The organism is Planctomycetaceae bacterium, assembly GCA_041398825.1.
In the GTDB taxonomy this organism is placed as follows: Bacteria; Planctomycetota; Planctomycetia; order Planctomycetales; family Planctomycetaceae; genus F1-80-MAGs062.
Genome location: JAWKTX010000003.1, coordinates 484,389 through 496,303, shown reverse-complemented (window position 1 = coordinate 496,303; position 11,915 = coordinate 484,389). Strand labels below are relative to the sequence as shown.

Here is an 11,915-nt window from a genome sequence, read left to right as displayed (position 1 = left end):
TGCAACACATCTCAGGGAAGCAATCGACCTTCCCCGCGAATCAATCGCAAACGGCGATCGGCGACGCCGCCATCAAACTCCTCCAACGACGTCTCCACCGGCCCATCCGGCCATCGAACGCGAATTCGATCATACTGCACCATTTCACCCAGCCCGAAGTGCACAACAGGCTCATTGCTCGCCAGATAGCTACCGGCCGGATTCAGCAATCCAACCAGAGTTTTGCCTGACCCCTCGAGAGTAATCTCAGCGCCATAAGCATCCCGCTTCAACACCGGGTCCCACGCGCTGATGATCAACCAGTGACCTTCTCTGACAAGTTCATTACGATAAATCTTCGCCGGACCACCACAATTGGTCACAACCAGATCAACATCGCCATCAGAATCTATGTCTCCGTGAATAAGGGATCTCCCGGAACCGATTGCTGCACAAAAGTCGCCGCCCAATTCCGGGCGACTCTCCATTTGCTTCAAAGAATGCCCCATCATCAGAACATTACGGTCAGCGTAGTCCAGCCAATAGGCCTGAGGGTCGTCGATTTGATCATGTCGTACCTGAAACTCATCTTCACCATGAAACGGAAAACCGGAATGACATGGAACAACAAGTCCATTCACCATGGGGCAGTCCAGAAATCCGTCGTGATTGAGATCAACTAACGCGACGCCCCAACCAGTGTGCTGCATCGTGGGGCCATCCAGAGAATGCGATTTGGTGGAATCGACAAAACTTCCGTCTGCACCGCCCAGGTAAAGAGTCGTTGATTCAGTCGATAAATGTGAGACGACAAGGTCAAGAGTCCCATCGCCGTTCACGTCTCCCAGAGCCGTGCCCATTCCGGCTTCAGCGTTCCCACGTTCATTGTAGGCAACACCCCGCTCTACGCCTTCTTCGATGAATGTCCCGTCCTTTTGATTGACCCACAACAGGTTTGCCGCACCATCATTTGCGACAAAAATATCCGGCCAGCCATCCCGGGTGTAGTCCGCAACCAAGACTCCGAATCCATATGAGCGACACTCGCTCAGCCCCGCAGCTTCAGTCACGTCTGTAAACCGAAGTGTCATTGAACCATCGCTTTGTTCGACATACCCATCGTTATGATAAAGACAATCAACCGTTGGCTGAAACTTATGCGGACCACAATAGCTAACCAGCCCCGCCCTGAACCCACATGCAATACTATGATCGTATTCAGGGTCGTGCGTGTAATTAATTACAATCAGGTCCAGCCAGCCATCGCGATCATAGTCAAAGAACGCGGCACAGGTACCCCAGGCACTTTCAGCAATACCGACCGACTCAGTAACATTTTCGAATCGTCCTGTTCCATCATTCAGGTAAAGCTGGTCGCAACCATAGTTCGACACGAAGACATCCAGTGCATTATCGTTGTTTACATCCCCCACTGCACATCCTGAACCATATCCTTTGTCTCCAAGAGCTGACTGCACAGTCGATTCCACAAACATTCCGTCGTTCGTTTGCAACCAGATTTGGTTTCCGGGAATCGAATCCAGCGGAGAAACAGCTTTGGGCGACTGTCCGGCATTCACTAAAAACAAATCCAGACTTCCATCTCCATTGAAGTCTGCCAGCGCACCGCCGCAACCAATCGACTCTGGCATGAAATAAGTGCCGAGCGGCCCAATTACGTGATGAAAATGAACGCCCAATTGTGTGGTGACATCCTTTAGACCAATGCCAACAGGGCGAATATCGGGCTGCGGGAGATGCTCCGGACAATCAACCAGCCCCTTCGCGGCTGGAGTCGGAGCAGTCCGTTCCAAACTGCTTTGCCGCTTTACTTCCCAAATGGCAACGCAAGCCAGCAGGGCAAATAAACTGACCAGACTAATCCAGCTTGAAAGGGTCCGGGAATTTGCACTCATCAAGTCAATCTTCAAATCGCGTTGCCGGAAACGACGTCCAGCGAAATGACGTCTACAATTTCCTGCAACTGCCGGTAATCATGAACTCTTTAAAGACCATCTCAACCTAGTTGGTGGAATCATCCTCGCTCAGTTTTCTCACCTGCTGCAGGTACTGCAACGGAATCGGGTCACCGGGAACAAGTTTCGCCGCCCGCTGAAAACACTCTTCTGCCTGTTGATAGTCCCCAAGCTCAGTCAACAATATGCCCAAAGACAATTGAGCCTGAGGAAAACCAGGGTTCGAGCTGACAGCCATCCGAAAAGACTGCATCGCATCTTCGTTCCGGCCCTGCTTCTGTTGCAGCAGTCCCAACTCAAACCACGCCCGCTCCTCATCAGGCTTGACGCTGAGAATCTTCCTGTACTGTTCGATGCCGGATTCAATCTCGCCGGTCTGCTCATAGACGGCAGCTACCCCAAACATGGCAGCCACAACGTCGCCAAAGCGTTCAAGAACGATTTGATATTCTCGCATCGCGTCATCGAGCCTCCCGGCTACAAAATAGGCTCTGGCCAGATTTGTTCTTGCGGTAGGCATATCCGGCCGTTCCATCAGGAACTTCTCGTAGTCACGAATTGCGGAGGCAACATCACCTCGGGCCAATGCAGTGTCTGCTCGTTCAGCAAGATCCTTGGACAACCCCTCAAACTCTCGAATTCCTGCGAGAACCGGGTCCGGGGACTCAACTCTTGCTGTTTCCGGGTACTCTTTCAGTCTCCGCTGATAATTCAGTGCCTGTGAAAAATCTCCCCGACGTACGGCCAGTTTAGTCAATTCAAGTAATGCAGGGGTGGCTATCCATCCTTTGATTTCCAATGCCGATTCAAAGCTCCGTTCGGCTTCTTCCGGCTTCCCAAGCATCTGGAGGTAATGCCCCTGCGCGACCAGCACGAAAGGATTACCCGGTTCTAACTGTTTGGCCAGTAAAAGGAACCGTTCCGCGTTCGGCAGTTCCCCCAACTGCATGCAGACATAGCTGCAGCGCAGCAGCAGCGGCACATACGTTGTGTCGATTTCAATGGCCCGACGGTAAGAGTCGAAGGCTGCTTTGTAATCTGAGTCCTCGAATGAAAATCCAGTGAAGTAAGGCCATCGAAGATTGTCCGGCTCTAGTTTTGCAGCCTGACCAAAACACTCTCGAGCTGCCGTCCTGAATTCATGAGCCAGGAGCACCATCCCATATCGCCCCCATGATTCGCCCGAAGACGGATTGGCCTGAACCTCCGCACGCGATGCATCAACTGCTTTTGCGACCAACGGATGAAGGTGGCTGATGTCCACAGCCGGAATAGACGCAGTTGCAACGTCGCTTCGCTTGCCTGCCAGCCAGACTGCGAAAAGCAGGACAACGAAAACGCCTGACATCATAAGCCAGCGTTTCATTTGAAATCCTCAGACTGGTCACAGGCACCAACCGGAACTCTAACCAGTCGTCCCCCTCGAACCAGCGCCCAACACGTGTTTGTGGCACCGCCCGGAAAACTCTCTCTGACTCCATCGGCCCACGTCACTTCGATGGACTGAAACTCGACATCCCCCGCAACGCCCAGATGACACCAGATATCCTGTTGCGACAAGTATCCCTGATATGGATTGATCCGATGAATACGTTCCCCTCGACTGGATCTCATTCGCAGCACCGCACCAATAGCTTCCCGGTTCCCCTTCGACGACGAATCAAAAAGCCGGAATGCGACCCAGTTATTGCCGGCGCCCGCCGTACTTTCAAAGACATGAGCGTCTCCGGCACAATTCGAAACGATCACTTCCAGATGACCGTCCCGATTCAAATCCGCAGCCACCAGACCTCGACTGGCTTCCAATTGTGTGCTGAACTCTCCGCCCAATCTGCTGGAATCAACGAATGTAAGGCTGGTCTTATCCCTTGAATACATTCTGTTCGCCTGAATATAAGCTGCCAGAGGCTCGTCCCCGTAATTCTCCGAGGAAACTCTTCTGACACCACCGTTTGCGACAAGTAATTCCGGAATACCATCGCAGTCCAGATCACCCTGACAAAGACCAAAACTTGTATCCGGCAAGCTCGATGGGCCCAGCCGCGAAGATGAACTCTGGTCGCTCCAAAACCCCCCCGAATCTGAAAGGAAAAGTGTGTTTGTCTCTCCCGTGAGATGCGCCAACAGCAGGTCCGGGTGCCCATCTTCGTTCCAATCGGAAGTCAGGACACCCATGCTGGCTTCTGAGTGCCCAAAGCCATTTCGTGCCACACCTCGCAATACAGCTTCGTCGTGGAACTCGCCGTTCTCCTGCTGAAGCCACAGGCGATTGGGTTCCATATCGTTAGCGATATAAAAGTCAATCAATCCATCCTGATTGAAGTCATCCGCCACGACCCCCAATCCTTTACCCACCACGTCCCCCAACTGGGACTGAACCGTCTCATCGCGAAAAAGCCCGTTCTCAGAATCAAAACCGAGGTTGATCCAAAGTCGGTCAACTGTACCCTCGTAGGTAGAAGGGCCGCAGAAATCGCGCTTTCCATCGGCACCTTCGCAGTATTGCCCCGGGACATAGTCGACATAATTGACGACCACCAGGTCAAGCAGTCCATCAGAGTTCGAATCTGCCCACGTAGCAGCTGTACTCCAAACAGCCGGATCACGCTGCAGTTCGCCTGCAACCAATTTCAGGGTACCGTCGCCGCAATTGTGCAGTAATTGATTGACACCGGCATTGGTGAGGTACAGGTCAGGGAAACCGTCTGCATCGTAGTCTCCCCACCAGGCTCCCATGCCGAATCCCGGAGACTTCGCCAGTTCCGGTGGACTTGTTTCCGTAAAAACGCCGGGAGGAAACTGGCGAAGAAGTTGATCCTCGCGATACTCATTCGGCTGAACCGCCCCATTCACGAAGTAGAGATCATTCATGCCGTCGAGGTCAAAATCGACCACCGCGACACCGGAACCCATGATCGATGTCATCTCGCAAGCCGACAGATCCCCCGGGTTGTGACGGAAACAGATTCCTGACTTTTCCGTCACATCCTCCAGCCAGGGAATCACTGTTTCAGCTTCATCGACAGTCATTCCCCCAACGTCTTCTGAGCGATCCCGGCACCCCGTAACCAGCGTGCAGAAAAGGCAAGCAAGAAACCCGACAGATCTGATGGCTTGCGACAAGGAGATCACCTTCGTCAGTTCGGCGTGGTACCCAGTGGTGTATTAGCAGGAACGTTCTTCTGAGCTTTCTTCACAGTAGTGAATCGCATTTCCAGTGTTTCCGTGCCTCCCTCCGGGACCGTCACCTTAATTTCATCCGTTTGAGCAGCAGAGCCTGTTACAGCCGCCATCATTTCAGCAGGGTCGGTTGAGCCTGCATTGGCTGCCTTGCCATCTCCCAGGACGGCGCTGTATTCCCCAACAGGGGCACCATCGCCAGTGTTATATGTCGTAAGCACAAAGCTGCCATCGTCTTTGATGGTTCCACCGATCACGGGGCGCGTATCGCCCGTCCCACTGCTCTTGGGAGTCAAGGTCAAAGTGCCCGGCCCATGTGGCTTATCATCGAGCAGCACCGTCCCTTTGACTCGAACAACTGGCAGTTGACCGGATCCCTGCCCGCCGCAGCCACCGAGACAAACTGTTATCGCAGCGACACAGATCAGACGACCAAACATCGGAGCTCCCTCAAAAAAAGTGAAGATTCAAAAAACAAGGGGAGCAACGCACGCAGCGTTACCCCCCAGGAAATCCAACAAATCAATTTAGAATTCGCTCGGAATAACCATGCCAGCCTGGAGTGTGACACTATTCAGTGACTGCCACAAGCTGTTCGTATCCCATGCACCACTGTGTTGAATGTTTTCGGAAATGAAGTGAACCGATCCATCAGCGAACAGGTACTGAGCCCCTCCAATGTGGACGCTGCTTGGACCAGGCCAGTTGTTGTTCATACCGAAACACGACAGATACGTTGGCTGACACGCGTAAGGTGCACCCTTCCACCAAAACCCTGCTCCCTGTGCGCCATCTGCCCGAGTCAGGTTATAGCTCGTCATCACGTCCGAATTTGTACCGGGAGCAATCAAAGCAGCGCGGAAAACGGCATTGCCGCCACCACCGCCACGCAAGCGACCGCCGCCACTTCGCAAGTGACCAGGAATGCCAGCCGGTGGCTCGAATCCCTGTGTCGAACATTCGCCAACAAGAATTGTTGATGATGTTCCTTTCACGATGTCCCGGATACGGGTGTTCCCAAGATTCTGGAACGCACCTGAAATCGGATGGTTCTGGCGGTACCACCAGTCCCAACCCATCGTGCCTGCATAGTTCGTATGCGAAAGGCCGTGAGAGATCCCCGTGTTGCCGCTGAATCCGGGATCCGATGGACACTGCAAAGTAGGCAACTGCTGAGACACAATGGTCTGTCCGTTTGCCAATTGCTGAAACTGACCAGTGCTCGGATTAAACATTGGCTCAGAAAAATTGATCGAGCTGTAGAGATTTGCCTGTTCCAGATACGGAAGGATCAATGAAATCCAGGTATGGTTCCTTGGAACTCCCGCGCCACCAGGTGCTGCGGTGAAGTAGGTGAAAATCTGAGTGGGCGGAAATGTGTTGTGTACATCGTGGTAATTATGAAGCGCAAGTCCGAGCTGCTTCATGTTGTTGCGGCACTGTGTTCGTCGAGCCGCTTCTCGAGCCTGCTGTACCGCGGGCAGCAGTAAAGCGATGAGAATTGCAATGATTGCAATCACCACCAGCAGCTCAATCAAAGTAAATGCCCGACGACGGAACGGGCGAAACAAACGATTGACCATGATCACCTCCAGGACGAAAAAAAGACGAGAACCTCACTCAAACAGATGCCAAAGCTGAGATCCCCAGCTTCGGATTGACGCTCTGCCCTGCGAACTCTCACTAACAAACTCAGAGAATCATGTTCCCGATAGTGAAAATTCCTCTTGAACTCTAACGCTTGCAGGGAGCATTGTCAAGCGGAGATATGTCTTTGTACAGTCAGACCCTGAGATCATCGCTTTCTGAAGATGCGGGAACGATAAAGTCCCAGCTTGTTGAGCCAGAACAGCGCCATCACCCAGAGAGTCAACAGACCGTAGCGTGTACTGCGTCGGAAATTGATACTGGAGGCCTCGGCGAAGTAACGAACCGGGACGGGGATATCCCCGAGTCGAAATCCAAAAGCGACTGCCTGGGCGAGAAACTGAGTGTCAAAGACGAAGTCGTCGGAGTTCTCCTGCCACGGCACCGTCTCCAGAACCTCGCGACGGTACGCCCGGAAACCACTATGGAAGTCTCCCAGATTCTGCCCCAGAGCCACGTTTTCCGTAATTGTTAAGCATCGGTTGGCAATGTACTTCCACCCCGGCATCCCGCCTTCAAGCGCCTCGGCTCGGGTCCGAATCCGAGAGCCCAGAATGACATCGCAGTTCCCCAGACGGATAAGTTCCGCCGCCACAGAAATCACTCGACTGTCGTATTGATAATCCGGATGGATCATCACAACGATATCGGCCCCCTTTTGCATTGCGTGCGTATAACACGTCTTCTGATTCCCACCGTAGCCCGTGTTTTTTTCATGGCGAATGACCGTGATCCCCAGCGATTCCGCAACCTCCACGGTATTGTCCCGACTGCAATCATCCACCAGGATCACTTCGTCAACCGCACCCTCTGGAATATCCTTCAGAGTCCGCTCAAGCGTGCTTGCCGCATTGTATGCTGGCATTACGGCGATTACTCGGGGCTTGTCATCGGTCATGGCAAAGGATTCAATTCGATGGGACTAACGGAGGCGCAATGGAGTTGTGTCGCCGGTTTACCCTTAGTGTCGACCATCAGGGACCCGCAAATCCTGCCGAAACAATTCCCTGCGCGCATGAAAAACGAGGCGAGTCTGCCGTGGCAGACTGACCTCGTTTCGTGATATTCCCTACGCAGGCAGCATAATCAATGCGGGCTATTCAGCCGCAGGCTGTTCTGCCACCTGAAGTCCCGGGACGCTGATCGATTTAATCTGCACGCGGGTATATTTCTGTCGATGCCCGGTATGGCGACGTGAATTCTTTCGGCGGCGAAGCTTCTGAATTTCCAGCTTCGGCCCCTTCTCCTCGGCGATTACAACCTCACCGACAACTGTCGCGCCTTCGATGGTCGGACGACCAATGACACTTGAGGCTCCGGCATTCGCCAGAAACACCTTGTCAAAGGTCACCGATGCTCCTGCCTGGAGATCTGCCTGATAATCCATCGAAAGGAAATCGCCTTCCTGAACGCGATGCTGACGGCTTCCGTTTTCAATCACAGCAAACATCGAGACACTACCTCAGTACGTCGGCCAAGAGACCGAACAAGCACATCGAAAAAACTGAACAGAAATACAGTAAGGAACTTTGGTTCCGGTTGCGAATCGCGGATTGTAGCGATCACATTCGGAATGTTCGAGCGGTAAATGCAGGTTGTTTCACACTTGGTACTCAGATTTCCGGCACTGGGGAGAACACAACCTGCTGTCAGACTGCCTGAACTTCCTTGCCGTGGTCGTCTTCACACCGAAACGTAAAATGCTCAAACGATACATCCGACCTTGCAACAATCTGAATCAGCAGATCGTTCTCGTCTTCAATTCTCGTAATGTCCTTGCGTTTCTTGTTGTTCAGGTAGTGCCCGACTCGATCGTGAACTTCAATCACAATCTTGCTCACATCTTCATGAGCGGAACCCGCCATCACCAGTCGCATCACTTCGATTGACAGACTTTCTGCCGTCTTGACCTGACCAACACCGTTGCAGGCCGGGCAGTTCTCGTAGACGCTTCTTCGCAGCGACGGGCGGATACGCTGGCGAGTCATTTCAATCAGACCAAAGGGACTGATTCTTAAGACACGCGTTCGGGCGCGATCCCGCTTCACCGCGTCACGCATGGCTCGTTCGACACCGCGACGATGTCTTTCCTGCCGCATGTCGATAAAGTCGTTGACGATAACGCCACCCAGATCCCGGAGGCGAATCTGCCGTGCAATCGCTTCGGCTGCACGCAAATTCATCTGGTATGCGCTTTCCTCCGGATCATTGTCCGCGCGGAAACTTCCGCTGTTGACGTCGATCGCCACCAGTGCTTCCGTCTGGTCGATCACCAGTGATCCGCCGCCCTGCAAAGGTACATGACGGTCCTGAATCCGAGCAATTTCGTCTTCAATATCATACTTGTTGAAGAGCGGCTCAGTACCTTCGTAGCGTTCAATCCGATTCACCTGGCCGGGCATGACAATCTTCATGAATTCACGGGCACGTTCGCAGGCGGCATCTTCGTCGATCACGACGCTGTCAATTTCGCCGTTGTAGATATCGCGAATCGTACGAATGATCATGTCGCTTTCTTCGTAGATCCCTGCCGGCGCAGGGGTGTCTTTCAGTCGGCGAACAATCGTGCCCCACAGTCGCAACAGGTAGTTCAGGTCGCGGCGCAAATCCGCTTCTTCGCGATCGATGCCCGCTGTCCGAATAATGAAACCCAACCCGTTGGGAGGCTGGATGTTTTTCATTGTTTGTCGCAACTGGCGTCTGGTCTTTTCGTCACCAATTTTCCGACTGACACCGACTCGCTGCAGCCCTGGCATCAGCACCAGGTAGCGACCGGGAATTGAGATGTACGTCGAGAGGGTTGGCCCCTTATTTCCGATTCCCTCTTTGATCACCTGAACGAGAACTTCGCTGCCTCGCTGAAAAATCTTCTGAATCGGTGGCTTATTACGCACATTCCGTTCGTTCAAATGACGAGGTGGACGGCGGGAACGCCCTCGATTGTCATCTTCCTCTTCGTCTTCCTCTGCATTCTCGCCGTCCTTCAGCAGATGTTTGTAGTACTGAAACTCCACATCGCTGACATGCAGGAAACCATTTCGCCCGACTCCAAAGTCGACGAATGCGGCCTGAATACTGGGCTCAATATTAACCACGCGGCCTTTGTAGATGTTTCCGACGTAGTTTTCGGCACTGCTGCGTTCGACGTACAGTTCTTCGAGCACGCCATCTTCAACGATTGCAATCCGACTTTCTTCGGGCTGCAAAACATTGATCAGCATTTCTTTTTTCATAGTGAACTTCTCAACAATCTACTCTTGCCGATGGTGAGATCGGCGGGTGTTTTCGGTGAATCCCTGCGAGCAAACCTCGCAACAATCTTTGTATTCGTAGCTGCTAAACGACCAGATCGGGGCAAATCCGAGACAGTTCGCCAAGCAGAAAATGTTCGACATCGCGAGCCAGATCGAGCTCGCACGCATGAGTCGCAATTCGCTCTGCTTCCGTGATCGAAAGGTTTCGAATCACTTCTTTCAAACGAGGAATTGCATGTGGTGTGACGCTCAGAGTCCGCAGCCCTAAACCGAGAAGCAATGGAATGAATCTTGGATCGGAGCTCATTTGTCCACAAACAGACACGGGTCTGGAGTGTTTTTCGGCTGCCTTCACAACCATCTGTATCAAACGGAGCAGAGATGGGTCCCCGGAACGATAAAGACTGGCAACAGACGGATCGGAACGATCACACGCAAGAGTGTATTGGATCAAATCGTTTGTACCAATTGAGAAGAAATCAACCTCTCGCGCAAACTCTTCCGCCAGTAACACTGCCGACGGCACTTCCATCATCATGCCAATCGGGATATCCCGTTTGAATGGAATACCTTCGTCCTCCAGATCCTCCATGACATCCATCAAAATCATTCGAGCCTGCCGAAACTCGAGTAACGTCGAGACCAGTGGAAACATGACTCGCACATTTCCATGAACCGAAGCGCGAAGAATGGCCCTCAACTGTGTCTTAAAGAGCGGGGTATTCCGAAGGCTCAGCCGAATGCTGCGTAACCCGAGCATTGGATTCAGGCTTTCAGAAAACTGCTTCTGGAGAGGGCCCGGCACTTTGTCCGCACCGATATCCAGCGTTCTCACAACGACAGGCAAATCTCCACATGCTTCCAGCACACGGCAGTAGGCCGAATAGTGATCCTCTTCCGTTGGCTCCTTATTACCACTCAGGTAGAGGAATTCGGTCCGATACAAACCAATGCCATCAGCCCCGCGTTTTATGCATTGCTGCACTTCTTCCGGAAACTCGATGTTTCCGAGCAAAGTCACCTGTTCCCCGTCAGACGTTTCAGCAGGCAGATTCTCCAGCTGTTCCAGCCGCTCAGTGACCCTGAGGTTTCTGGCTCGCGATGCATGAAATCGGGTGACTGTTGCGTCATCCGGCTCGATGATCACCTGTCCGTGATCACCATCCAGAATGACCGTTTCACCACCAGATACTCCCGCAAGACAGCGGCCTAACCCAACGACGGCAGGAATTTCCAGGGCGCCCGCGAGAATTGCGGTGTGACTTGTATGACCGCCGACTTCCGTAGCGAATCCCAAAACGTACTTTGTATCCAGGGTTGCCGTCTCGCCAGGCGTCAAATCGTGAGCGAGAATCACAACAGGCTCAGTCAGACTCGAAAGTTCTTCGCGACTTTCACCAAGCAACTGGCGAAGCAATCGCTTCTCCAGATCGAAAATATCCATTGCCCGTTCGGACAAGTAACGGTCACCCAACGCTTCAAGCTGGGATGCAAATTTCCGCAGAATCCGGCTGACCGCGTATTCAGGTGAATGTGACTGTTCCCGAATCAGCTTCTCGATTTCAGCGATCAGTTTTGGATCGCGCGCCATCTGAAGATGTGCGGTGAAAATTGCCCCATACTGGGCGCCCAACTGGCTGGAAACCAGCTGCTCGTTGCCCTTGATCTGTCCGCATACAATATCCAGTGCGGTATGAAAACGATGCAATTCCGTGTCAACTGCGTCCTGAGTGACGTACTTTCGGGGGATACGAAAGTTCTCGGAACCCAGCACAAGTGCCGGACCCGTCACAACTCCTGGTGAAACCGCAATTCCGCTTCGAACCTGCATAACGCCTCAAGACGCTCCGATCTTCATCAACCCCTTGGGGCACGGGCG

At 52.9% G+C, this 11,915-nt stretch carries 9 protein-coding genes; all 9 read right to left on the bottom strand.

Annotated features, from left to right (window positions below; translation table 11 throughout):
• Positions 1–11: 11 nt before the first annotated feature.
• On the bottom strand, positions 12–1,895 hold the full coding sequence (locus R3C20_08205) for a CRTAC1 family protein (protein ID MEZ6040473.1): 1,884 nt from the start codon (positions 1,893–1,895) through the stop codon (positions 12–14).
• 106 nt (positions 1,896–2,001) lie between these two features.
• Positions 2,002–3,321 carry a tetratricopeptide repeat protein gene (locus tag R3C20_08200; GenBank protein MEZ6040472.1) on the bottom strand — a complete coding sequence of 440 codons (1,320 nt, stop codon included), beginning with the start codon at positions 3,319–3,321 and terminating at the stop codon, positions 2,002–2,004.
• On the bottom strand, positions 3,318–4,985 hold the full coding sequence (locus tag R3C20_08195; protein MEZ6040471.1) for a CRTAC1 family protein: 1,668 nt from the start codon (positions 4,983–4,985) through the stop codon (positions 3,318–3,320). Before R3C20_08195 ends, R3C20_08200 begins: the two co-directional genes overlap by 4 nt.
• A 107-nt stretch (positions 4,986–5,092) precedes the next feature.
• Positions 5,093–5,575, bottom strand: a complete 483-nt coding sequence (locus tag R3C20_08190) for a hypothetical protein (GenBank protein ID MEZ6040470.1) — start codon at positions 5,573–5,575, stop codon at positions 5,093–5,095.
• An 87-nt stretch (positions 5,576–5,662) separates the two neighbouring features.
• Positions 5,663–6,718: a DUF1559 domain-containing protein gene (locus R3C20_08185; GenBank protein ID MEZ6040469.1), complete on the bottom strand. Its 1,056-nt coding sequence runs from the start codon at positions 6,716–6,718 to the stop codon at positions 5,663–5,665.
• Between the two features lie 212 nt (positions 6,719–6,930).
• Positions 6,931–7,680, bottom strand: a complete 750-nt coding sequence (locus R3C20_08180; GenBank protein MEZ6040468.1) for a glycosyltransferase family 2 protein — start codon at positions 7,678–7,680, stop codon at positions 6,931–6,933.
• A 198-nt stretch (positions 7,681–7,878) separates the two neighbouring features.
• Positions 7,879–8,232 carry a 50S ribosomal protein L21 gene (gene rplU / locus R3C20_08175; GenBank protein MEZ6040467.1) on the bottom strand — a complete coding sequence of 118 codons (354 nt, stop codon included), beginning with the start codon at positions 8,230–8,232 and terminating at the stop codon, positions 7,879–7,881.
• Between the two features lie 199 nt (positions 8,233–8,431).
• On the bottom strand, positions 8,432–10,015 hold the full coding sequence (locus R3C20_08170; GenBank protein ID MEZ6040466.1) for an Rne/Rng family ribonuclease: 1,584 nt from the start codon (positions 10,013–10,015) through the stop codon (positions 8,432–8,434).
• A 103-nt stretch (positions 10,016–10,118) separates the two neighbouring features.
• Positions 10,119–11,867, bottom strand: coding sequence for a phosphoenolpyruvate--protein phosphotransferase (gene ptsP, locus R3C20_08165; GenBank protein ID MEZ6040465.1), 1,749 nt, complete (start codon positions 11,865–11,867; stop codon positions 10,119–10,121).
• Positions 11,868–11,915: the final 48 nt, after the last annotated feature.

Excerpts from the sequence above, each read along its gene's own strand:
- R3C20_08195 (MEZ6040471.1), bottom strand. The coding sequence starts at position 4,985 with ATGACTGTCGATGAAGCTGAAACAGTGATTCCCTGGCTGGAGGATGTG.
- R3C20_08185 (MEZ6040469.1), bottom strand. The coding sequence starts at position 6,718 with ATGGTCAATCGTTTGTTTCGCCCGTTCCGTCGTCGGGCATTTACTTTG.
- ptsP (MEZ6040465.1), bottom strand. The coding sequence starts at position 11,867 with ATGCAGGTTCGAAGCGGAATTGCGGTTTCACCAGGAGTTGTGACGGGT.
- R3C20_08190 (MEZ6040470.1), bottom strand. The coding sequence starts at position 5,575 with ATGTTTGGTCGTCTGATCTGTGTCGCTGCGATAACAGTTTGTCTCGGT.
- rplU (MEZ6040467.1), bottom strand. The coding sequence starts at position 8,232 with ATGTTTGCTGTGATTGAAAACGGAAGCCGTCAGCATCGCGTTCAGGAA.
- R3C20_08180 (MEZ6040468.1), bottom strand. The coding sequence starts at position 7,680 with ATGACCGATGACAAGCCCCGAGTAATCGCCGTAATGCCAGCATACAAT.
- R3C20_08205 (MEZ6040473.1), bottom strand. The coding sequence starts at position 1,895 with ATGAGTGCAAATTCCCGGACCCTTTCAAGCTGGATTAGTCTGGTCAGT.
- R3C20_08170 (MEZ6040466.1), bottom strand. The coding sequence starts at position 10,015 with ATGAAAAAAGAAATGCTGATCAATGTTTTGCAGCCCGAAGAAAGTCGG.
- R3C20_08200 (MEZ6040472.1), bottom strand. The coding sequence starts at position 3,321 with ATGAAACGCTGGCTTATGATGTCAGGCGTTTTCGTTGTCCTGCTTTTC.